Here is a 21,722-nt window from a genome sequence, read left to right on the forward strand (position 1 = left end):
GATACCAAGCGATGGCACATCCGCACGCGAGCAGCTCTGGGCGAACAGAGAACACGCAGATGGAAGCCACAAGAAGGCCACAGGGTTCAAAAACAACAGGTGCGCGCGACGGCTGCTGCACCGTCACGCGCACCTGCATAGGCGCTGGTTGGCTCGCCGCTAGGCGCGGACGAACTCCTCGACCTGGCGGGCAATGCCTGCCCCGTCAAGGCCAAAGTGCTCGAGAAGCACGTCGCCTGGAGCGGAGGTACCGAAGCTCCCCATGCCCACAAAGCGCATGGGCGTGGGGCGCTTCTCGGCAAGGAGTGCCGCCACCGCGGAGCCCATGCCCGTGGAGACCATGTGCTCCTCCACCGTCACGACGCGGCCTGTCTTCTCGGCAGAGGCGAGAATCACGTCCTCCGCGAGCGGCTTCACCGAGAAGACGTCGATGACCTCGGCAGAGATGCCGCTCTTTGCCAAGATGTCTGCCGCAGCAAGCGACTGCGCCACCTCGACCCCGCAGGCAAGGATGGTGACGTCGGTTCCCTCGCGCAGCACGCCCGCGTACGGAAGGCCGCCGACGAAGTACTCGTCGTAGACCTCGGGCACCTTGTGGCGACCCATGCGAACGTAGACGGGGCCAGGCGTGGTAGCGGCAATGCGGATGGCGGCCTTTGCGGCGCGATAGTCCGCGGGCACCAGGACGCGCATGTTGGGAAGTGCCCGCATCATGCCAATGTCCTCGAGCATCTCGTGCGTCGCGCCGTCCTCGCCCACCGTGATGCCGGCATGCGTGGGGCACACCTTCACGTTGAGGTTAGAGTCGCAGACGGTATTCCTAATCTGGTCGTAGCAGCGGCCAACGCCAAACACGGCAAACGACGCCGTGAACGGGATGAGCCCGGTAAGGGCGAGGCCCGACGCCACGCCAATCATGTCCTGCTCGGCGATGCCCACGTCGACAAAGCGATCGGGGTATGCCTTCTGGAGCTTGTTGGTTGTGGTCGACCCGGCAAGGTCGGCGTCGACCGCGCAGACGTTCACGCCCTCGTTAGCCAGCTCGACGAGCGTCTCGCCAAAGGCCTCGCGTGTTGCCCTCTTAGCCATGGCTAGGCCTCCTTCTCGATCTGGACTCGCTCGGCGTCAAGGTCGGCCAGCGCAAGCGCCGTCTCCTCCTCGTTGGGAGCCTTGCCGTGCCAACCCGCCTCGTTCTCCATGAACGAGACCCCCTTGCCCTTGACGGTATCGCACACAATGGCCGTAGGCGCTGCCGAGAAAGCCAGTGCGTCCTCGACCGCCGCGTGCAGGCGCTCGATGTCGTGACCATCGGTGTGGATAACGTGCCAGCCAAACGCGGCGAGCTTGGCGTCAACGTCACCCAGGGAGTTGACCTTGCGCACATCGCCATCGATCTGCAGGTTGTTGAGGTCAAGGAACATGGTGAGGTTAGAGAGCCCGTGGTTGGGAGCAAACATCAGCGCCTCCCAGTTGGAGCCCTCCTGCATCTCGCCGTCGCCGCACACGCAAAAGACGTGGCGCGGACGGACGCCCTCGGGGGCGTCCGCCAGAAATCCCAGCGCCGCGCCAGCGGCAATGGAAAGCCCCTGCCCCAGGGAGCCAGAGCAGACCTCGACGCCCGGCAGCGCGTTCCTGTCGGGGTGACCCTGCAGGCGCGTTCCAAGCTGGCGAAGCGTTCCCAGCTCGTCATCGCGAACCCAGCCAAGCTGATGGAAGGCCGCGTAGAGCGCCGGTGCCGCATGGCCCTTGGAGATGATGAGGAGGTCCCTCTCGGGGCTTGAGGGGTCATTCTCGTCGTAGCTCATCACACCGGTGAAGAACAGCGTCGCAAGGATGTCCGTGCATGACAGCGATCCACCGGGATGCCCCGACTTTGCCTTCGACACCATGGTGATGATGTCGTGGCGCATCGAGTTGGCGATGAGCCGCGCCTCGTGCGTCGTCTTGGTGATGCTCATGTGTCTCCTCTCGAGACGGTTGTGGCTAGGCCTGCTCCCCTGTGACCTTAGCCCAATCTGCGTCGAAGCGCTCGCGACCTTGGTCGGTAAGCGGGTGGCGTAGGCACTTCTTGAGCGCAGCAAAGGGCACGGTGGCGATGTCGGCACCAAGGAGCGCCGCCTGCGTCACGTGGTTGGGGGTACGCACAGAGGCGGTGATGATCTCGGGGCCGTCCTCCTCGTCCCAGTAGCCGTAGGTGTAGTTCTTGACGCACTGCACCACGGTTGCCAGCTGCTGGATGCCGTCGTCTCCAATGTCATCGAAGCGACCCACGAAGGGGCTGATGTAGCGGGCACCGGCGGAGGCGGCAAGCAATGCCTGGGGCGCCGAGAAGACCAGCGTCATGTTGACGCGGATGCCCTCCTTGGCAAGCGTGTGCGTGGCAGGCAGGCTCTCCTCGCAGATGGGGAGCTTGACCACAATGTTGGGTGCAAGAGCAGCAAGGCGCTCGCCATCGGCAATCATGCCCTCGGTGGTCTTTGCCTGGGACTCCGCCGAGACGGGCAGCCCCTCGCAGAGTTTGCAGATCTTGACCATGTGGTCCTCGAAATCCGCAAGCTTGCCGCCCGTCTTTGCGTAGAGCGACGGGTTGGTGGTGACGCCGGCGAGAACGCCCCAGCTTTCCGCCTGTTTGATCTCGTCTAAGTCCGCCGTGTCGATAAAGAACTTCATGACGATCCTCCCTCAAATTGCCGTGTGAGCCACAAAATGCGGCTCGTTCTATGCTATGCGGCATCTGCCGTCGCGCGAGTCGCCTCCCGCCCACACGTCGCCTTCGTTCCGTGAGCGCGAAGTGGTGTGCAGGTTAGGTGACGGCGAGGAGAGCCGAGGATACGTTGCGCCGAATAGGCAGCGGCCGCGCGGGGCAACGCACACGCGAAGACCCGCACGGCCGCCATGCCGGCATCTATGGTTCCGGATGAAACCTACTCGCCCATCTCCGCGCGGGTCTCGTCGATGATGCGGCGCACCTCGGCGGCGTTCTTGGCGATGTCATCCGCGGAACCCTTGGTGAGCAGGCTCCCCATGCCGCAGGTGTCAACGCCGGCACGCACCCACTCGGCAAGGTTGTCGAGGTTGATGCCGCCGGAGGCCATGAGGGGCATCCAGGGCGTGGGGGTCTTGAACAGCTTCACGAGCTGGACGCCATAGGTGTTGGAGATGGGGAAGCACTTGATGAACGCGGCGCCCATCTCGAGACCCTTGTTCGCCTCGGTCATCGTGGTGCAGCCCGGCGCGTAGGGGACCTGGTAGAGGTTGCACACGCGGGCGACCTCCTCGGACTCCATGTTGGCCACGACGAACTCGGCGCCCGACATGATGGCGAGGCGGGCGGTGGCGGCCTCCATCACGGTGCCGGCGCCAACGCACATCTTGTCACCGTACTTTGCCTTGACGGCGGCGATCACGTCGCCGGCGTTGGCGTTGGTGTAGGAGATCTCCATTGCGGGGACGCCACCCCTGACCAGGCCATCCGCAATCTCGAGGCCGCGCTCGACGGTCTCGACCCTCACGACGGCGAACGCGCCGACCTGGGCGAGTCTCTCGGTGACCTTGGCCTTCTGCATCTTCACGTTTCTCCCTCTTTCTCCCGTATGCTTGCGCGCTACTCGTGCGCGATGCCGTAGTGGTCGAGCATGGCGCGGACCTTCTCGTCCACCCCGGGCGTGGTCTCAGCCACTGGCCTCCTGGCGGGGCCCACGGGGACGCCGGCGAGCTCGAGGGCGCGCTTGAGGGTCTGGGGCGTGGAGCCCATGTGCAGGACGTCACGAATGGGCTCGACGTCTGCCTGGTAGGAAGCGGCGGCCTCGGCGTCGCCAGCCTCGAGGGCGCGCCACAGCGACACCACCACGTTGGTGATGAGGTTGGCGGTGCCGGCGATGGCGCCGGATGCGCCGAGCGCGTGGGCGGCGGAAATCTTGCCGTCAGAGCCCACGAGCACGTCGACGTCCTTGCCCTCGGCGGCTTCGACGTAGGCGGCGAGGTTGTCCATGTTGCCGGAGGAGTCCTTCACGCCCTTGACGTTGTCGATCTCGGCGACGCGCGCCACGACCTCGGGCGAGAGGTTGGTGCCCGTGGACTTGGGAATGTTGTACATGAGCACGGGAATCTTGACGCTCTCGGCGACAGCCTCGTAGTAGCCCTCGATCTCGGCGTCGGAGACCTTCATGAAGTAGGGGTTGATGACCGAGACGGCTGAGGCGCCGGCGTCCTCGGCGCGCTTGGACATCTCCACGGCCTCGCGCGTGGAGCAGGAGCCGGTTCCCACGTAGACGGGCACGCGGCCGGCGACCCTCTCGATCACGAACTTCGAGAACTCGATCTTCTCGTCCGGCGTGCACACGTGGAACTCGCCGTTGGAGCCGAAGGTGAAGATGCCGCTCGCACCGCCCGCGATAATCCTCTCGACGAGCTGCTCGCCCGCCTCGTAGTTGATGGTCTGGCCTTCGTCGCGCCTGAACGGCGTGACCATGGGGACGATGACCCCGGAGAACGTTGACATGCTTGAAACTGCCTTTCTGCCTGTCCTTACGGATGGGTCTACTACTTGCCTGCGCGGATGGAGGCGCCGAGGGCTCCGCCTGGGTGCCAGGTGACGTACTTCTCGGGAGTGAGGCCAAATTCGTTCTGCAGCAGAATGGAGAGGCACTGCAGCTCGATGACCTCGGCCAGAATGGAGGCGCGTGGCGGCTTGTTCATGGAGTCGCCCTCCTGCTTGACGCCTGCGACTAGTACAACGTCACCCTGCTGGGCAAGCCAGGACTGCGGGTTGCCCGTGAGGGCGATGATCTTGGCACCATTCTTCTTGAGGCAGGTGACGGTAGCCTTGAGCTCGCCGGTCTCACCAGAGTTGGAGATGGCGATCACAACGTCGCCAGAAAGCACCTGGCCAGCACTGCCGTGAACGCACTCGGTCCCGTGAAGCTCGTAGGTGGGCGTGCCGGTCGACGAGAAGAGCGAGGCTGCATAGCCGGATACGTGGCCGGGCTTGCCGATGCCCGTCACGTGCACGCGGCCACCGTTCTTCTCGGCGTCGAGGATGAGCTGCTTGGCGGCGCTCAGGGCATCAAAGTCGATGCCAGCGACGTACTCGTCGAGCGAGGTCTTCACAATGCCGAGGAACTCCTCGACCTGCTCCTTGTCAGTTGCCATTGTTTCCCCTTTCCTTCTATGTAGAAGCCGGAATCGTTCCGGCGCTACTTCTTTTCCTTGACGTGGTGACGCGCCAGAGTCTCGCAGATCTGGGTTTCCAGGGGGTCAAGCGTGTCTGCCATGAACGGGCGCGTGATGCCCACGTAGAGATAGCCAGACGGATGCTTGACCCAGTCGCCCCAGAGGAGGAGGCGAATGGAGTTGCCCTGACGCACGGTCTTGTAGAACTTGACGTCCTTGTACGTGACGACCGTGGCCTCCTTTGGATCTGACTTCTCGTAGATGTAGACATACTTGCTGCCAAAGTCGACGACCCCGGTCTTCATGAAGAACTTGCCGAGAAACCTGCCCATGCGCTTAGACACGAACCACGCGGCAGTGAGTGACAGGATGAGCGCCAGGAGGAACCACACGTTGCCGGAGGCGTTGGCCACAACGCCAAACCAGAAGGTGAGGAAGAGCAGGGCGAGCACCGCAAGGAGAAGGAGCACGCCCTGGAGCAGGAGCCTCTTCCTGTCCTCCCCAACCGAGAGCTCAAGCTCGTCCTCGGGCAGGTCGGGAATGGCTATTGGCTTGGCCATCCCAATGATGTCTCCGAGAACCGCGTCGCTCGCCCTTTTTGCCTTGTCGGCGGAGGAGTCCTGAGCGTGGCCCCCGATCTTCTGCGGGCCCTTCGAAGGCTCGGTGGATGCAGTTGGCTCGCTCTTGTCGGCCTCGTCACGCTCGACGGAGTTGACCTTGGACCTTGCGGTGGTCGCTTGGCTCTTCTGCTTCTTCTGTGCCACTGGTCTCCTTTCGTGTTGCCTCCACCGGTATCGTTGCGTCCGATGGGGCCGCTGTTCCCAGATTGGCGAAGGGGCGCCCGTGGCGTGCCGCGGGCGCCCCTGAAATCAAACGCTAGGGCTGAGTAGGAAGTGCAATTCTGGTTCCCGTACGACTAGGCGAAGAGGCTGCCGATGCCGTAGATGATCGAGCCGACGATGTTGTAGTCGACGTTGGGGAACGAGGCGCCGGCGATTCCGAGCGAGGCGAACGCAGGATAGAGGATCAGCGGGCCAGCGCAGAGGAAGATGCCAACGAGGAACGAGCCGAGCAGAGCGCCACGCCAGCCACCGTAGGCATAGCCGCAGACGCCGCAGGTGCCACCAGAGAAGAAGCAGATGCCGGCAGCAGGAATCATGATGGTCGGGCTGTGGAAGGCGACCATGAGAGCCATGGCAACGAGGCCACCGAGGAACGAGCCGATGAAGCCGATGATGACGGCGTCAGGCGCAAACGGGAAGATGGCGGGGCAGTCGACGGCAGGACGGGCATCGGGAATGAGCTTCTCGGAGATGCCCACGAAGGCTGCGGTGATCTCGGCGATGAACTGACGCACGCCGTAGATCAGGACGGACATGCCAGCGGCGAACTGGAGGCCAGCGAGGAACGGCCAGACCCACCAAATGTCGTTGCCGAAGTAGGAGGTGAAGGGCTTGCCGTTGGCAAGGGTGTCACCAAAGTGACCGGTCACGAAGCAGGCGATGGTCACGATGTAGAAGAGCACGATCATGAACAGGGCCACGGAGAAGACGAAGTCACGGAAGAGCTTGAAGAACTCGGGGAGGTTGGCCTCCTTGACCTCGCTGTTCTCGATCTCCTTCTCGTTCTTCTTGGCGAAGAGCTTGCCGCAATAGCCGGAGAAAGCGTAGCCGATGCAGTTGAAGTGACCGATAGCGAAGTCGTTGGAGCCGGTGAGCTTCTCAACGAAGGGCTGGCAGAGCGACGGAAGAGCAGCGCCGCAGAAGCCGAGGACAACGCCGCCGCAGATGACGGTGACGGCAATGGGGGCACCCAGGGCGATGAAGACCAGCGCGAGGACGCAGGCGAAGTACAGGAAGTGCTGACCGGTCAGGAAGATTGCCTTCCAAGGGGTGATCTTGGCGAACACGAGGTTCATGACGAAGCCGAAGACCATGACCAGGGCGACTTCGGTACCGTAGGTGTCAAGCGCGAGAGAGGTTGCGACCTCGACCTGCGTCACGACGCCCTGTACGTTGAAGGCGGTGGAGAACATGGCACCAAAGGTGGTGATCTGTGCGGACATGGCGCTGGAGCCGATGTTGAAGATCATGAAGCCGATGATGGTCTTGACGGTGCCGGCAAACGTATCAACCGCCGACTTCTTCTGCAGGAGCAGGCCGACAAGGGCGATGATGCCCATAATCAGCGCTGTGTCCCTCATCTGCATGAGGAATGCGTTCAGCATGTGATAATCCTTCCGATGAAACTGCGGGTTCTCCCGCTCGTGTGGTGCGTTGTCCTACCCAGCTACGTGTTTGCTACCTGCGGGGCTCCTCGCCCTTGTGCTCGTCAAGCCACGCGTGAAGCTTCTCGCGGATCTCGTTCTTGTCGACGAGGTTCTTGATGCCAATCGCGGAGGGAACGCGGGGGTCCTGTGAGAGCTCCTCGGTGAGGTCAATCATCGTGATGACGAGGTCGCCGCGGAAGCCGATGATGGAGTCAAGGTTGCCGTGCTCGGTCTCGATGGGAAGGTTGTCCTCCTTGATGACCTGGTCGCACTTGATCTTGAGCATCATCGAAGAGCCCATGCCAGCGCGGCAGCACACCAGAGCGTGATACTTGCGGTCCATTACATACCCCTTTCCTTAGCGTGGACAAGGTCCACGACTTCCTTTGCATCCTTGCAGGCGTCGAGCTTGGTAAAGAAGTCCGGGTCGGAAAGAAGCTCGACCAGCGACTGAAGGGCACTCAGATGCGAATCGTTGTCCTTCGCGCTGAGCGGGAACAGGTACTTCACCGGATCGTTGTCCTCGCTGCCAAACTCGACAGGATTCTTGAGCGTCACAATACCCACGGCAGACTCGAGAGCTCCGCTCTCGGGACGGGCGTGCGGGAGCGCCACGTGCTCTGTGATCACGATGTACGGGCCAAGCTCGTGGACGCCCTTGATGATGTCGTCGACGTAGCCCTCCGTGACTTTGCCATTGGCAACCAGGGGAGCCGTTGCCTTGCGGATGGCATCCTCCCAGTCGCTCGCCTCAACATTGAGCCTAACTAGGCTCTCGTCGAGAAGATCGCTGAGCATGCAACCACCTACCCTTCCTTGATTCGCGGGCAGCCACGCACGGCTACCCCTCAATGACCGTTCGTAACTGTGACACTAAATGAACGCCTTCGCAACCAATTTTTCATATTCTCGGCGCAAATTTTCCCCAATTTCGCTCAACGGTCTAATGAATCATCGTGCATACATGCAATCTAGCTGCGGTTTTTCATATCTAATTGAATGATGCATCGTAGAATAGCTACGTATATAACGATATCTTTATGTATTTATGACATGATTTTACGAATGATAGAACACTGTTCATCTTGTTTCTATAAACAAAACAATTAGGTATTTGAGTATCAAACTTTATGTACGATTGACTATGAATAGACATTTCCACTTCGTATAATTGATTCCGTCAGCGCGACATTGTTGAGGGCGGAGACACTGTGAAGAGAAGCAAGGCATACATTGCCGCACGCAGGGATGCCATCGTTGCTCTCCTCGAGAGCAACGGGCAGGTGGGCGTGGCCGACCTCGCCGAGCACTTTGGCGTCTCTACGCTGACCATCAGACGTGACCTCGACTACCTGGAGGAGCAGCACGTCCTTTCTCGGCAGTACGGCACGGCGACTCTGCTCAACCCGCTTGGAAGGCCCTCTGGTTCCCGACAAATCCGCGCCAATAAGGCGATTGCGCGCGAGGCTGCCAAGCACGTGAACGACGGCGACTGCATCTTCATCAATGCCAGCTCCACGGCGCTATCGATCATTTCGAACATCACGGCGCAGGACGTGACCGTTATCACCAACAACGCTAAGGCCATGCTCCTGACCGAGCGTCCCAACGCATCAATCATTCTCACGGGCGGAGAGATAAGGCCGCCAAAGGCATCGATGACCGGCGAGTTTGCGCTCGAGTGCGTGAAGCGCATTACGGCAACTAAGTGCTTCCTGGGCGTGACGGGCCTCTCGCCCACTTACGGCCTCACTTCCGCCACCGCCCCCGAGCCTGCGGTAAACGCCATGATGCTCGAGCGCTCGCATATGCACGTGATCGTTGCAGACTCTTCCAAGATTGGGAAAACGTCAAGCTTCCAGTTTGGCTCAACCGACGAGGTGGACCTGCTCATCACAGATTCCGGCGCCACAGACGAACAGGTCGAGCTGCTTAAGGAGAACGGCGTATCCGAGGTGATACGCGTTGACCTTGGACCCAGCTCGATGCCGCTCGCAGAGGATGACACAGAGCCCCGCGATCTCTAGTCGCGTGCGGCCGCTCATGGGCTATCGCTTGTCGATGCTCTTGAAGCCCTCGCCATAGGCCTCGTGCACCTCGGCGATGACCACGATGGCATTGAGATCGGTCTCCGCAACGATCTCCTTGAGGTGCGCAATTTCGCCGCGGGAGAGCACGCAGAAGAGGACGGGTCGCAGCTCGCGGCTCCACATGCCCCTTGCCTCGAACTCCGTGCAGCCTCGATCAAGCTCCACCAGTATCTGGCGGGCGATTCTCTCGTGCTTCTCCGAGATGATGTAGGCCGCGCGCTGGACACGTGGGCCGTCGACAACGGCGTCGATCACGCGACCGCAGATGTACATTGCAACCGCGGCGTAGAGTGCGTTCTCTATCGAGAAGACCGGGGCCGAGAGGGCAACAATGGCGCCGTCGACCACAATCGCCATGCTTCCAACGGACGCGCCAGTCCTTCTCGCTATGAGCTGAGCAATGATATCGGTCCCGCCGGTGTTGCCACCCGTGCGAAAGACCATGCCGAGTCCCACGCCTGTAATGACACCGCCCCACAGCGCGCAGAGTAGGAGGTCCCCCTCCCCCAGAACGGGAACAAAGGGGGCAATGGCATCGGTGAGCACGCCCGAAACAATGATGCCCGCTGCGGTGAGAACGGCGTATCGCCTGCTCCCAGAGTTGACCACATACGCAAAGAGCAGGACGTTCATCACGATGGACTGGATGCCCACAGGAAGGTTGACCCCCGCCTGGAGGGCAAGGGCATGAAACACCGTTGCCAGACCCGTAATGCCACCAGCAGCCAATCCGTTGGGGACCTCAAAGCAGTCAAGGCCAAAGGCAAAGAGAAGCGACCCGAAGAGAATCAGGGCGGCGTCTGCCGACACCTCCCGCCAGCTGAGCTGCCTCACTGCTCCGGCCTCCCCGCAAGCACCCATCGGTGGTAGGCAACGATGAACTTGTCGAGGTCGCCATCCTGGAGAACCGAGTCGACGTTGCCGGTCTCCACCCCCGTGCGCAGGTCTTTCACCAGCTGGTAGGGATAGAGGACGTAGCTCCTAATCTGATTTCCAAAACCGATCTCGTGCTTTGGGCCGCGAAGCTCGTCGAGCTCGGCAGCGCGCTTCTCAAGCTCCATCTCGTAGAGGCGGCTGCGAAGAATCTTCATCGCAAATGCCTTGTTCTGGAGCTGGCTTCGCTCGTTCTGGCAGGTCACCACCGTGCCGGTTGGAATATGCGTGATGCGTACGGCGGAGTCGGTGGTGTTGACGCCCTGGCCGCCGTGACCAGTAGCGTGATATACGTCGACGCGAAGGTCCTTGGGGTCAATGTCGACTTCAATGTCATCCGGCAGAACCGGCAGCACCTCGACGCCCGCGAAGGTCGTCTGCCGGCGCTTCTTCTCGTCTGTGGGCGAGATGCGCACCAGGCGATGTACGCCCTGCTCTGCGCGGAGCATACCGTAGGCGTTGTGTCCATGCACCGTGAAGGTGGCATGGTCGATGCCTATGACCTCTGCCTGCGGGGCGTCATTGACATCAACCGTCCAGCCGCGCCTGTCGCAGTAGCGCAGGTACATGTGAAAGAGCATGTCGCACCAGTCCTGGGCCTCGAGCCCGCCCTGGCCCGGCGTCACCGTCACGATGGCGTCACCGTGGTCGAGGTCGTCGGTGAACCAGCTGGAAAGCTCAAGCTCGGTTAGATCGTGCTCGAGCGACACCGCAATCGAGGCGGCCTCGGCGAGAAGGTCATCATCCGAAGTCTCCTCGCCAAGCTCGAGCGCAGCGCGCGCGTCATCGAGCTTGGCGCGGGCGTTATCTATGCCGGCAACATCTGATTTTGCCGCAGAGAGGCGCGCCATGGTCTCGCGCGCGGCGTTGGCGTCATCCCAGAAGCCGGGGGCAGTACTCTCCTGCTCGAGCTGGGCAACGGTCCCCCTCAGCTCGTCCACATGAAGGTAGCCCTCGACCTCGTCGAGACGAGCAGACAGGGCATCAAGCGAAGAGTCATCCATGTCTGCCATGGCTACCTGTTCCTACCGTGGCAGTTCTTGAACTTCTTTCCGCTGCCGCAGGGGCAGGGGTCATTCCTCCCCACACCTACGTAGGGGTCTGGATCCTCATCCTTACGATACGTGCGCGGCTTGCCGGCGCCCGCATTGGCGTTGCCAGCACTACCCTGCTGACGCGGTGCGCCCGTAGTAGGACGACGCGCAGGAGAGCCGTGATCACCGTCGACCTCGGCAGGGCCAGAGTACTGCGCACCGCGCAGCTCATCGGAGAGCGCCTCGTCGTCACCCTTGGGCTTGGCGGGCGCAGGCTGGCGTACGGCAATCTCAATGCGCAGGATGGTGCGAAGAAAGTCCTCGTACATCGTGTTGACAAGCTCGGTGAACGCTGCGTATGCCTCACTCTTGTACTCAACGAGAGGGTCGCGCTGACCGTACCCGCGCAGGCCGATTCCCGTCTTGAGGTAGTCCATCTCCTGCAGGTATGTCATCCAGCGAGTGTCGATGACGCGAAGCATGACCTGAGCGGAGAGATCACTCATGATCTGATCGCCAAGGCGCTGCTCCTTGTCCTTGTAGCAGGTGTCCACAAAGGCGTCCACGGCATCGATGATGTCGCCCTGGTCGGAATCCGTGTCGAAGGTGGGGCCGTCTGTGCGGCCGGTGAGCTCGCGGACCCACTTGTCAAGGCCGGTAAGATCCCACTCTTCCGGGTCAACTCCCTCTGAGCAGTACTCGTTCACCTTTCGCTGGACGGTATCGTAGGTGACCTCCTCCACGTGGCTCATGAGGTCCTTGCCGTCCAGAATCTTGTTGCGCTCCTCGTAGATGACCTGACGCTGCTTGTTCATAACGTCATCGTAGTCGAGGACGCTCTTGCGCATGGCGAAGTTGACCTCCTCAACCTTGCGCTGGGCGCTCTCAACGGCACGCGTAACGAGCTTCGACTTGATGGGCATGTCATCGGGCATTTCGTACTTGTCCATCATCGCCGCAATGCGGTCCATGCGATCTCCGCCAAAGAGGCGCATGAGGTCGTCTTCAAGCGAGAGGTAGAACTGGGTCTCGCCTGGATCTCCCTGACGGCCGGAGCGACCGCGCAGCTGGTTGTCGATGCGGCGGCTCTCGTGGCGCTCGGTGCCAATGACGGCAAGGCCACCAGCAGCCACCACGTGCTCACGTTCCCGCTCGCAGATGGCCTTTGCCTTCTCCAACGCAGCGGCACGCTCTTCCTCGGTAGGCAGGACGGGCTCCTCGTCCTCCTTGGCCGGCGCATAGAAGCCCTGCTCGCGGAGCATATCCTCAGCCATAGCCTTGGGGTTACCGCCAAGAAGGATATCCGTACCACGGCCAGCCATATTGGTTGCAATGGTCACGGCGCCCTCGCGACCTGCCTGTGCAACAATCTGCGCCTCACGCTCATGGTATTTAGCGTTAAGGACGTTGTGCTTAATACCGCGCTTGTCCAGGATGCGCGAGAGACGCTCGGAGTTCTCGATGGAGACCGTGCCCACCAGGCACGGCTGCCCCTTGGCGTGGCGCTCTGCCACGTCGTCTGCAACAGCATTGAACTTTGCTGAAACGGTCTTGTAGACGAGGTCCTCGTGGTCCACGCGAATCACTGGCTTGTTGGGCGGAATGACCTGCACGGGTACGTGATAGACCTCACGGAACTCTGCGTCCTCAGTCATGGCGGTACCCGTCATGCCCGAAAGCTTGTCATACATGAGGAAGTAGTTCTGAAGCGTAATCGTGGCGAGCGTCTGGTTCTCCTCGCGCACAAGGACGCCTTCCTTGGCCTCGATTGCCTGGTGCAGGCCCTCGGAGTAGCGCCTTCCCTCCATGATGCGGCCAGTGAACTCGTCGACAATCTTGACTTCGCCATCAACGACGACATACTGCTGATCGCGATGGAACATGTACTGTGCCTTGAGAGCCTGCTGGAGATGGTTCACCAGCTGACCAGAGGGATCGGCATAGATGTCATCAATGCCCAGGTTGCGCTCAATCTTCTTGAGACCCTCGTCGGTCGCCGCAATGGTGTGCTTGGCCTCGTCCATCTCGAAGTCTACATCGGGCGTGAGGCCTCGAACAGCACGAGCGAAGTCCTTGTAGGTTCCCGCCGACTTGGTGCCAGCACCCGAGATAATGAGCGGCGTTCGCGCCTCATCGATGAGGATGGAGTCGACCTCGTCGACGATGGCATAGTGGTGGCCACGCTGAACGCGCAAGCTAGGCCGCGTGACCATATTGTCGCGAAGGTAATCGAAGCCAAACTCCGAGTTCGTGCCATAGGTGACATCTGCCTGATAGGCAGGCTTCTTGAGATTGAGCCTCATGCCGTTCTGGAGCAGGCCCACGCTAAGGCCCATGAAGCGGTAGATTTGGCCCATCCACTCGCTATCGCGTTTTGCCAGATAGTCGTTGACGGTCACGATGTGTACGCCCTTGCCTTCAAGAGCGTTGAGGTAGCCTGCAAGCGTGGACACCAGCGTCTTGCCCTCGCCCGTCTTCATCTCGGCGATAGTACCGCGATGTAGGGCAATGCCGCCAATAATCTGCACGTCAAAATGGCGCATCCCCGTCGTGCGACGGGACGCCTCCCTCACAGCGGCAAACGCTTCAGGAAGAAGGTCATCGAGCGCCTCGCCGTTCTCAATGCGCTCACGAAAGAGCTTCGTTTGGCCGCTCAGCTCCTCATCATCCATAGCGCTGAAGCGCGGCTCAAGCTCGTTGACGTGCGCGGTGATGCGCTGGTACTCCTTGAGGTCCTTGTCGGCTCCAGCGGAGAGCAGTTTGGAGAGAAAGTTAGGCATGGGCAGTCCTCCATACTGGTTGATGGGCGGTGACTATCCACCGACACATGCATTTTTTCACTTTACCCATAGCAAACTCGCCGTGGTGGCCCGGGATGTGGTCTCACTAAAAGCGCACTGTATTCTGGAGGTTAATCGCCTGGAAATCGAGACCATCAGGTCAGCTTGCCATGGGTTCGCCATCGTTTTGCCGATGCTGCTTGTCTCCTTCTCCGCGACCACCTTCACCCATTGCTTTCCTAAGCCTCTTGGAGGGCGGCATATGCGTCCTGTCAACAAAGTGCACAGCGTACTTTTTGTAGCGCTGCTCCGCCTCAAACATTCGCCCACTGGCGCGAAGGGCCCGGATGAGTACCTCTACGGCGTCCTCCCGGAGGTCGTCGACATCGGTTGCCGAGTCTGCAAGCCGCGCCGAGATGCGATAGCGGCCAAGCCTGAATGCGGCCTCCGCGCCTGCTACCATCGAGTCAGCGTAGAGTTCCCTTAGTTCCTGCCGGCGGGCCACCACGTATCCAGTGAAATCTCGTGACGGAACAAATAGATCGCCCACATATAACCTCTCGGCTCTGAGCGCTGCATCCAAAGAGCGAGCATCATCGCCCTCGCACGTCAGCGCCTCCTTTGCCGCATCTGCAAACTCCTCGAAATCGCATGCGAAGAGCGCCGGGTCGAACGACACGGACTTGTCCTCTCGATACGAAAGGAACGGATCGAGGTCTGGCGTCACTTCTGCGATGACCCTTCGCAGCGCACTCGTTGCCTGGTATATCCTATCGAGGCCAGCCTTATAGTCGCAGTCGGGCCAGACCTGATCGATAATCTCGTATCGCCTCGCCAGGAGATTGGGGTGCAGCGCGACAAATACCAGCATCGCTTTTGCGCATCGCCTATCCAGCCGCCACTCGGGGACCGTCTCGCCATCCACCTGCAACGAAAAGCCACCGAGGAGGCTAAGCCTCAGACGAGCTCCAGGAGCCACTCCTCGCGCATCTCCGTCTCCTTTATTTCCGCCTCCCGCCTCACTTGTCCGTATAACCTGAGGAGCCCGCTGTACGAAGGCGATGGGGGCCAGCGCAGCAGTCCAGGCATGGGGAATGAGCTTCCTTACGCGTTCTTGTATGTCACCCTGTCCTGACGTCAATACCTTGAGAAGCCATACCTCGTCACTAGGAATAGGGGCGTCCCCAAGCGTCAACCGAATATCCGGCGAAAGGTCATCTCCCGCAAGCGCCGCATGCACCAGCCTTGCTACAGCAGAGAGCTCCTCCGTGTCACATGCATCCTCCCAGTCCGGAGGTACTGCGCCGATTCCCAGACCAGGCCCCGTCGCGGCCTTGCAGAGAATCCCTGCCTCGGCTTCCAGGTGCGAGAATCCAGCCCGTGCCGCTGCGCTGGCGGCAATCGCACTTCTAAGCCCTGCGCTGCGAAAATCCCCCATCATGTACTCTGCTGCCGCCCCAGTCATGAGAGCCGCAACTCGCACCAGCTCGTTCCCTGTCCGTTCCGACTCCCTCACTAGCGCATCCATAGATGCGAGGTCACATGACCCATGAAGAATCGCATCAAAGGCTAAGAGTAGGGAGGCCTCGTCCCGTATCGCTGCATAGCCCTCTTGGGCGAGAAAATCCTGCGCACGGGAGATCGATCCATCTACACTTGTTTGGTCATCACCGAGGAGCGCGCTGGCAATGCCCAGGTCGAGGTGCAGCAGCGCGGCTGGGAGGGTTCCCTCCGTACAAGACAGCGCATGAGATCCCGCAAGGCCCTGAGCTGCGCGAATTCTACCATCACGCAGGAGCTGGACAGCCTGGAGGTGAACGGCGATTCCCGCTACCCACGCGATATCGGGCGCGCTCGTTGGAATGGCCTCGCCAGCAAGCACCGCACGGCACCCCACGAGGAGAGCGTCAGCCTGGTTGGCACCTCCAAGATCAGAGCCGTCCGCAGACGATTGGGGCGCCCTTGCCCCTGGCGTTCTGAACTTCGTATCGCCCAAAGCCGCAAGGACATGGTCAAGACACCTAGAGCGATCGTCGGAAATTTGCGAGTGAGCTAGGGCTGGCCCTAGGGTCCTTCTAACGAGACCAGCCTCCCCCACCCCTATGAAATCCTCGGCATGTTCCAGGAGAACGGATGCAACCGCTTTCGAGGGAGCCATACGGGCAATAGTCGCCGCACGCTTAAACTCGCCCCTCTCAACAAGTACGCGGAGAACGGAGTCGAACACAGAAGACCACAAGGAGGCCCTAGTGGAAAGGACGGAAGAACAAGCAGAGATGCCATCGATTGTGTCAACGCCAAAGCAACAAAATGAATGGTCGCGGCAGGAAACACCAAACAAAGGTGCAAACTCCTCCAAACCACGCGCCACATCACTCGGCTCTACACACACGACGCTGGCAATGTCCTCAAACGTGCCCCTCCCAAGAAGAATCATGGACAAGCGAACGAGCAGTTCTTCATCAAGAAGATTGGATCGAAGCGAGGAATTGACGAGCTGCTCAAGGGCACTGTAGTACGAGTTGCCAAATAGGATGGAATCCGAACGTAAACTACCATTGTCACGTATGATCGCACCAACAAGAGACGGAATGCCGCCGGTGGCAGTGCGGACATCATAGAGAGGGTCGCTAGGCCGAAGATCGAGAACATCCGAAACGAGAAGATCCTTTGGGGAGACACACACGGAATCTGTAAGCCTCTCGGCGAGCAGTGCATCCTCAGGAAGGAGAGACACAGCGACGATGGCACCAGATCCGGTCATTCTAGAAATAGCAGCGATCTCACGATCAATCACGACATCATCGCCGGCAGGGACAGAATCAAGCGCAACAAATACTCCTTTACCAGCGAGACATTCCTTCTCCACCTGTCGAGCAAATCGAGAGAGCCGCTTGGAAGCAGCATCCGCCTCGATACCAGAAAAACGAAATATATGAGTAGCTGAGTGCTGCTTCATGTCAGAGAGCATCACCTTTAGAGCAGCCCCCTGACCCATCCCGGGCTCTAGACACATCACGAGAAGGTTTGAAGTACGGATGTCCGACACGAACGCATCAATTACAGGAGAAGTTAACTTCCAAGAAGAAAGTCGCCCAGTAACGAAGCCGGAGTCATGAGCAGGTAGTGATTCAGCAGAACGACGACGTACTTTGAGTGGCATGGCTCAACACCTGGCCTTTCATGGGGCATTAGGGCGGGAGATGAGCACCAAAGGTCACCGCCCAAAAAATAACGGTGACCGAAACATATCATTGCTACGCCACGTATAAAACACGAACAGGATAAACGGCAAACAAATTGTGACAGTAACCTGCAAGCAGGCTGCAAGATGTCGATTCCGAACATAAAGAAGCCCGGCGCTTAAATGAACTGCCTCCCATTTCTTGGACATGGAAATAGAAGTCCGAGAGATGGGAGGCTTTCCATGTCCATCGGCCTGCGATGCAGGCACGACCGATCGGTCAGGGAGCTGGCCGCCGGGATGTTCGGCGAGGGCCGGGGGTACAAGTCCGTCGCCAGAAGTCTGGGCATCCCTGCCGAAGCCGTGCGAAAATGGCAGCAGACGTACCGCGCGACCGGGAGGGACGGCCTGCTGAAAATGGGCGAGAAGCGCTCGAGATACGACTTCGAGACCAAGGTCGCCGCAGCCAGGGCCGTGGTCGACGACGGGATGTGTGTTTTGTCAACACGATTTGAGCAGAATGGTCACCAATTTCTGAGCAGTTCGCCCACGCGTTCTGGGCATGCTTTCTGAGCAACTCTCACCGCATCAGCGCGTGCCTGACGCGGTAGGACTCGCCGCGGAACTGCAGGAGCCTCCCGTGGTGCACGACGCGGTCTATCACGGCCGCGGCCATCTGGTCGTCCCCGAAGACCGAGCCCCACCTGGAGAACTCGAGGCTGGTCGTGAACACGACCGACTGCGTCTCGTAGGCCTCGGAGACCACCTGGAAGAGCAGCCTCGCCCCGTCGGCGTCGAGCGGGAGGAAGCCCAGCTCGTCTATGACCAGGAGCTCGGCCCCGCCGAGCTGGGCGAGCTCGCGGTCGAGCCTTCCGTCGTCGCGGGCGCGGCGCAGGCGCATCACGAGCGAGGAGGCCGTGAAGAACCTGGCGGGCCGTGCCCGCTGGCAGGCGAGCGCGCAGAGCGCCTCCGCCATGTGCGTCTTGCCCGTGCCGACGTCGCCCATGAGCACGAGGTCCTCGCGACCGTCCAGGAACGAGAGCGAGAGCAGGTCGTCCCTCCCGAAGCCGTCGGGCCACTCGATCTGCCCCCACTCGTAGCCGTCGAAGCTCTTGGCCCGTGGCAGCGCGCAGCGCCTCAGGAGGTTCGCGCGCTTCGACGCCTCCCTGCTCGCGCACTCGGCCTCGAGGTAGCCCGCGAGGTACTCGACCTGCCTGGGCGCGCCCCTCCGCGCCCACTCGGCGAGCACGGACTTCGTGAGCGAGCACCTCCTGCCGGCGGCGACCACCCTTGCGGCGAGCTCGTCTGCCACGGCCACCTCAGATCGCCTCCCTTCCGAGGAACCCGTCGTAGACGGACAGGTCGGGGCCCGCCGCGCCCTCCTTGCCCCCCGCGGCGATGCGCCTCGCGAGAATGTCGCAGGAGGCCTCGTCCGGCACCCTCCCGCCGGCGAACACGCGCTCCTCGGCCTCGCAGGCCGCCCCGAAGCCCGCGACGCCGGCAACCCTGCCGAGCACCCGGAGGGCCTGCCTCCTGTCGGCCTTGCCGCAGCGGTCGATGGCCTCCACCAGACCGTCCGGCATGTCCCTCCGAATCGTGGACTCCCCGAAGGCCCTGGGGCGGGCGACGAGGGCGGGCATCAGCGAGACCGGGTTCCTCACCGTCTCGCCCTCGCCGAAGCTGCGGGCGAGCGTGGCCACGTGCCTGCCGCGGTCAGCGAGCACCTCCACGGTGCGGGCGCGCACGCCCACCAGCGGCTCGCGGTCGTGCCATGCGGGGCCGGCGCAGTATAGGTTGCCGTCCACTCGCACGTACCCGCGCTTGTCGGCGCGCGCGTGCGCCCACCTGACCGCGTCGAACGGCGTGCCGGGCAGCGCCAGCATGCCCGCGAGATCCTCCGGGAGCGCCTCCGCGGTCCTCCTGCCCTCCCCGTTCCTCGCTCCGGCGTTGATGCGGCCGCAGCCGGACGCGAGCCTCGCGTTGAGCTCGTCCAGCGAGTCCGCCACGGGGACCGGGACGAGGAGGTTGCGGCGCAGGAAGCCCACGGCGTTCTCCACCGACCCCTTCTCGTTCCCGGAGTAGGGGTTGCAGTAGCGGCTCTCGCAGCGGTAGCGCGCCCGGAGCTGGGAGAAGAGCCTCGACTCCGTGACCTTGCCGAACGCCATCCTGCCGGCCTCGGTGGCGTTGTCGAGCACGAGCAGGCGCGGCGCGCGCCCGATCCGCTCGAAGACCGCCCTCAGGCCCCGGCAGAAGACCTCGGCCCTCTCGCACGGCAGGGCGGCGCAGAAGCGGGCGTTGGAGTGCGGCAGCGTCACCACCAGGAGCTTCAGGTCGACCGTGCGTCCCGCGACCGTCGCCCGGAAGTTCCCGAAGTCGACCTGCGCCGTGCCCGGCGCCCACTCGAGCTCGAGGTACCCGTCCCTCGGCCCCTGCGCGTGCTCGCCCCTCCAGGCGGCCACGTACCTCCTGATCGACGAGTACGAGCCCTCGTAGCCCATCTCGTCCACGGCCCTGTCGTAGACCCTCTTGGCCGTGTGCCTCTGCTTGCGCGGCACCGACAGGTCCGCCTCCAGGATCGCGTCGATCCAGCGCGAGAGGCCGTCCGTGGCCGGGCGGGCCCTCCTCCGGACCAGCGGGGGCTCGGGCGACATGTCCCGCATGTCCGCGTACTTGGCGACGGTGTTCCTGCTGACCCCCAGCTCGCGGGCGATCCGCGACCTCGGCACCCCGTCCCTGTCCATCCTCCTGATATCCTCTTGTTCGTCTAGGGACACGGTCATCTCCCCTTCCTTCCCGGGGCGGCACTCGGCAAAGTCGACGCCCCGGGAGAACATAGACCTGGCCGTGTCCCTGACGCCCCGGGGCACGGCCAGAATCTGACCAGACTGCTCAATTTTTCCTGACCACGGCGCTCAGTTCCCGATGGCCATTCGCGTCACTTCTTAGTGAACATCAACAGGATGGGCAAGCCCGAGGCGATGGGGCTTTTCGGGATAGCGAGCGCGACGCCGCTGAAGCAGTGGTGCAGGCTGTACCGCGGGGGCGGGGCCGAGGCCCTGAGGCCCAGGCCCAGGGGCAGGCCGAGGGGGTCGGGCGCGAAGGCCGCGCCGACGACCCGCGAGCAGGAGCTCGAGCGCGAGGTCAGGAGGCTCGAGGCGCAGGTGGCGTACCTAAAAAAATCGATGGCCCTGAAGGCGGAGCTGCGCTCCCGAACCGGGAGAAGGCCCTAGCGGTCGCCGAGCTTTCAGGGCGGCACGACCTCTCCGGCCTCCTGGGGGCCGCCGGCCTCTCCAGGTCGAGCTACTACTACGCGCTGTCCCATCCCAAGACGCCGACCAGGCCGGAGCTGCGCGCCAGGGTGGCGGAGATCTTCGGCGGGCTCCCGAACGGCGTCGGACACCGGCAGGTGGCCATGGAGCTGCGCGCCGTCGACGGCGCGCGGATAGCGGGCAAGACGGTGCTCAGGATGATGAACGAGATGGGCCTCAGGTGCGGCATCCGCCGGGAGACCGACCACCACCGGTACAGCTCGTACAGGGGCGCCGTCGGCGAGGTGTTCGAGAACGCGCTCGGACGCGACTTCGCCGCCGACGGCCCCTGGCAGAAGATGGGCACCGACGTCACCGGGTTCAAGTGCTCCTTCGGCAAGGCCTACCTCGCGCCCGTGTACGACTTCGGCAGCAAGGAGATCGTGGCGTGGTCGGTCTCGGAGCGCCCTGGCCTCGCCCAGCAGGAGGAGGTGCTCGCCATGCTCGTGGCGGCGAAGCCGGAGGGCGCGAGCCCCGTCCTGCACTCCGACATGGGCTGGCAGTGCCAGCACCCGTCCTACGTCGCGAAGCTCAGGGAGAACGGCTTCGTGCAGAGCATGTCGCGCAGGGGCAACTGCATCGACAACGGCGCGACCGAGCAGGTCTTCGGCCACCTGAAGGACGAGTTCTTCCGGGGACGCGACTGGAGCGACTTCGAGAGCTTCAAGCGCGACCTCGAGGCCTACATCCGCCATTGGAACCATGTGAGGCGCCAGGTCAGGCTGAAGGGCCTGACCCCGGTCGAGTTCCGGGACCAGGCCCTTCGGGGGGCCGCCTAGCGGCTATGATTTATCGCGTCCAAGTTTTGGGGCGCAGTTCAAAATGCCGGGCGACTACGCCTGCACAAAAAAGGAGGGGCCCCGCGCTCGGCGCGGGGCCCCTCCCGTGGCGAAAACGCCCCCAGTCGGCCAGCGGCGTCCTGGTCTCCCACGGGCTCTACCCGCAGTACAAT

19 protein-coding genes and 2 pseudogenes are annotated in these 21,722 nt (G+C 62.1%); 4 read left to right on the forward strand and 17 right to left on the reverse strand.

Annotation, left to right across the window (positions count from 1 at the left end):
• Nucleotides 1-159: 159 nt before the first annotated feature.
• From NVS32_RS06195 to NVS32_RS06240, 10 genes are all read right to left on the reverse strand, one after another.
• Nucleotides 160-1,089 (reverse strand): transketolase family protein, encoded by a 930-nt coding sequence (locus NVS32_RS06195; protein WP_032111296.1) that lies wholly within the window; start codon nucleotides 1,087-1,089, stop codon nucleotides 160-162.
• Between the two features lie 2 nt (nucleotides 1,090-1,091).
• Nucleotides 1,092-1,958 carry a transketolase gene (locus NVS32_RS06200; protein WP_258499074.1) on the reverse strand — a complete coding sequence of 289 codons (867 nt, stop codon included), beginning with the start codon at nucleotides 1,956-1,958 and terminating at the stop codon, nucleotides 1,092-1,094.
• Between the two features lie 25 nt (nucleotides 1,959-1,983).
• Nucleotides 1,984-2,670 carry a transaldolase family protein gene (locus NVS32_RS06205; RefSeq protein WP_032111298.1) on the reverse strand — a complete coding sequence of 229 codons (687 nt, stop codon included), beginning with the start codon at nucleotides 2,668-2,670 and terminating at the stop codon, nucleotides 1,984-1,986.
• A gap of 254 nt (nucleotides 2,671-2,924) precedes the next feature.
• Nucleotides 2,925-3,566, reverse strand: a complete 642-nt coding sequence (locus NVS32_RS06210) for a beta/alpha barrel domain-containing protein (RefSeq protein WP_118343592.1) — start codon at nucleotides 3,564-3,566, stop codon at nucleotides 2,925-2,927.
• A 38-nt stretch (nucleotides 3,567-3,604) separates the two neighbouring features.
• Nucleotides 3,605-4,501, reverse strand: a complete 897-nt coding sequence (locus tag NVS32_RS06215; protein WP_118078650.1) for a dihydrodipicolinate synthase family protein — start codon at nucleotides 4,499-4,501, stop codon at nucleotides 3,605-3,607.
• 41 nt (nucleotides 4,502-4,542) lie between these two features.
• On the reverse strand, nucleotides 4,543-5,151 hold the full coding sequence (locus tag NVS32_RS06220; RefSeq protein ID WP_117652387.1) for an SIS domain-containing protein: 609 nt from the start codon (nucleotides 5,149-5,151) through the stop codon (nucleotides 4,543-4,545).
• A 44-nt stretch (nucleotides 5,152-5,195) separates the two neighbouring features.
• The gene (locus NVS32_RS06225) at nucleotides 5,196-5,936 is read right to left on the reverse strand and encodes a hypothetical protein (protein WP_032111301.1); all 741 of its coding nucleotides are present in this window, start codon (nucleotides 5,934-5,936) and stop codon (nucleotides 5,196-5,198) included.
• 152 nt (nucleotides 5,937-6,088) lie between these two features.
• Entirely contained in the window at nucleotides 6,089-7,399 is a 1,311-nt protein-coding gene (ulaA, locus tag NVS32_RS06230; RefSeq protein WP_118100708.1) for a PTS ascorbate transporter subunit IIC, read from the reverse strand.
• A 73-nt stretch (nucleotides 7,400-7,472) separates the two neighbouring features.
• Complete coding sequence (locus NVS32_RS06235) at nucleotides 7,473-7,784, reverse strand: PTS sugar transporter subunit IIB (protein WP_032111303.1); 312 nt, start codon at nucleotides 7,782-7,784, stop codon at nucleotides 7,473-7,475.
• A complete protein-coding gene (locus NVS32_RS06240) occupies nucleotides 7,784-8,239 on the reverse strand; it encodes a PTS sugar transporter subunit IIA (RefSeq protein ID WP_117652384.1) in 456 nt (151 codons plus the stop codon). The genes NVS32_RS06235 and NVS32_RS06240 overlap by 1 nt, the downstream gene beginning before the upstream one ends.
• Nucleotides 8,240-8,652: 413 nt before the next feature.
• Here NVS32_RS06240 and NVS32_RS06245 point away from each other — a divergent pair, with 413 nt between their 5' ends.
• Nucleotides 8,653-9,468: a DeoR/GlpR family DNA-binding transcription regulator gene (locus NVS32_RS06245; RefSeq protein ID WP_032111305.1), complete on the forward strand. Its 816-nt coding sequence runs from the start codon at nucleotides 8,653-8,655 to the stop codon at nucleotides 9,466-9,468.
• A 21-nt stretch (nucleotides 9,469-9,489) separates the two neighbouring features.
• On the opposite strand, the gene NVS32_RS06250 is transcribed toward NVS32_RS06245, so the two are convergent.
• The 5 genes and pseudogenes from NVS32_RS06250 to NVS32_RS06265 form a co-directional block, all read right to left on the reverse strand.
• Nucleotides 9,490-10,365, reverse strand: coding sequence for a YitT family protein (locus NVS32_RS06250; protein WP_032111306.1), 876 nt, complete (start codon nucleotides 10,363-10,365; stop codon nucleotides 9,490-9,492).
• The gene (prfB, locus tag NVS32_RS06255) at nucleotides 10,362-11,477 is read right to left on the reverse strand and encodes a peptide chain release factor 2 (protein ID WP_032111307.1); all 1,116 of its coding nucleotides are present in this window, start codon (nucleotides 11,475-11,477) and stop codon (nucleotides 10,362-10,364) included. Before prfB ends, NVS32_RS06250 begins: the two co-directional genes overlap by 4 nt.
• A gap of 2 nt (nucleotides 11,478-11,479) precedes the next feature.
• Nucleotides 11,480-11,605, reverse strand: a pseudogene (locus tag NVS32_RS11110) (SEC-C metal-binding domain-containing protein); the annotation flags it as partial.
• A 179-nt stretch (nucleotides 11,606-11,784) separates the two neighbouring features.
• Nucleotides 11,785-14,278 (reverse strand): annotated as a pseudogene (gene secA, locus NVS32_RS06260) (preprotein translocase subunit SecA); the annotation flags it as partial.
• A 160-nt stretch (nucleotides 14,279-14,438) separates the two neighbouring features.
• A complete protein-coding gene (locus NVS32_RS06265; protein ID WP_118078649.1) occupies nucleotides 14,439-17,441 on the reverse strand; it encodes an AfsR/SARP family transcriptional regulator in 3,003 nt (1,000 codons plus the stop codon).
• Nucleotides 17,442-17,705: 264 nt separating this feature from the next.
• Here NVS32_RS06265 and NVS32_RS06270 point away from each other — a divergent pair, with 264 nt between their 5' ends.
• Nucleotides 17,706-18,035 carry a helix-turn-helix domain-containing protein gene (locus NVS32_RS06270; protein ID WP_258499075.1) on the forward strand — a complete coding sequence of 110 codons (330 nt, stop codon included), beginning with the start codon at nucleotides 17,706-17,708 and terminating at the stop codon, nucleotides 18,033-18,035.
• A 7-nt stretch (nucleotides 18,036-18,042) separates the two neighbouring features.
• On the opposite strand, the gene istB is transcribed toward NVS32_RS06270, so the two are convergent.
• On the reverse strand, nucleotides 18,043-18,711 hold the full coding sequence (istB, locus tag NVS32_RS06275; RefSeq protein ID WP_032111470.1) for an IS21-like element helper ATPase IstB: 669 nt from the start codon (nucleotides 18,709-18,711) through the stop codon (nucleotides 18,043-18,045).
• A gap of 70 nt (nucleotides 18,712-18,781) precedes the next feature.
• A complete protein-coding gene (gene istA / locus NVS32_RS11035; RefSeq protein ID WP_258499076.1) occupies nucleotides 18,782-20,236 on the reverse strand; it encodes an IS21 family transposase in 1,455 nt (484 codons plus the stop codon).
• Between the two features lie 171 nt (nucleotides 20,237-20,407).
• Here istA and NVS32_RS06285 point away from each other — a divergent pair, with 171 nt between their 5' ends.
• Entirely contained in the window at nucleotides 20,408-20,692 is a 285-nt protein-coding gene (locus tag NVS32_RS06285) for a helix-turn-helix domain-containing protein (RefSeq protein ID WP_368407213.1), read from the forward strand.
• Nucleotides 20,641-21,549 carry an IS3 family transposase gene (locus tag NVS32_RS06290; RefSeq protein WP_258499084.1) on the forward strand — a complete coding sequence of 303 codons (909 nt, stop codon included), beginning with the start codon at nucleotides 20,641-20,643 and terminating at the stop codon, nucleotides 21,547-21,549. Before NVS32_RS06285 ends, NVS32_RS06290 begins: the two co-directional genes overlap by 52 nt.
• The last annotated feature ends 173 nt before the right edge of the window (nucleotides 21,550-21,722 follow it).

Source organism: Tractidigestivibacter montrealensis (genome assembly GCF_024741235.1).
GTDB lineage: Bacteria > Actinomycetota > Coriobacteriia > Coriobacteriales > Atopobiaceae > Tractidigestivibacter > Tractidigestivibacter montrealensis.

What these genes read in the sequence shown, in the direction of transcription:
- ulaA (WP_118100708.1), bottom strand. Translation starts at nt 7,399, where the DNA reads ATGCTGAACGCATTCCTCATGCAGATGAGGGACACAGCGCTGATTATG.
- prfB (WP_032111307.1), bottom strand. Translation starts at nt 11,477, where the DNA reads ATGGCAGACATGGATGACTCTTCGCTTGATGCCCTGTCTGCTCGTCTC.
- NVS32_RS06235 (WP_032111303.1), bottom strand. Translation starts at nt 7,784, where the DNA reads ATGGACCGCAAGTATCACGCTCTGGTGTGCTGCCGCGCTGGCATGGGC.
- NVS32_RS06205 (WP_032111298.1), bottom strand. Translation starts at nt 2,670, where the DNA reads ATGAAGTTCTTTATCGACACGGCGGACTTAGACGAGATCAAACAGGCG.
- NVS32_RS06265 (WP_118078649.1), bottom strand. Translation starts at nt 17,441, where the DNA reads ATGCCACTCAAAGTACGTCGTCGTTCTGCTGAATCACTACCTGCTCAT.
- NVS32_RS06195 (WP_032111296.1), bottom strand. Translation starts at nt 1,089, where the DNA reads ATGGCTAAGAGGGCAACACGCGAGGCCTTTGGCGAGACGCTCGTCGAG.
- NVS32_RS06270 (WP_258499075.1), top strand. Translation starts at nt 17,706, where the DNA reads ATGTCCATCGGCCTGCGATGCAGGCACGACCGATCGGTCAGGGAGCTG.
- NVS32_RS06210 (WP_118343592.1), bottom strand. Translation starts at nt 3,566, where the DNA reads ATGCAGAAGGCCAAGGTCACCGAGAGACTCGCCCAGGTCGGCGCGTTC.
- NVS32_RS06220 (WP_117652387.1), bottom strand. Translation starts at nt 5,151, where the DNA reads ATGGCAACTGACAAGGAGCAGGTCGAGGAGTTCCTCGGCATTGTGAAG.
- NVS32_RS06215 (WP_118078650.1), bottom strand. Translation starts at nt 4,501, where the DNA reads ATGTCAACGTTCTCCGGGGTCATCGTCCCCATGGTCACGCCGTTCAGG.
- NVS32_RS06240 (WP_117652384.1), bottom strand. Translation starts at nt 8,239, where the DNA reads ATGCTCAGCGATCTTCTCGACGAGAGCCTAGTTAGGCTCAATGTTGAG.
- NVS32_RS06200 (WP_258499074.1), bottom strand. Translation starts at nt 1,958, where the DNA reads ATGAGCATCACCAAGACGACGCACGAGGCGCGGCTCATCGCCAACTCG.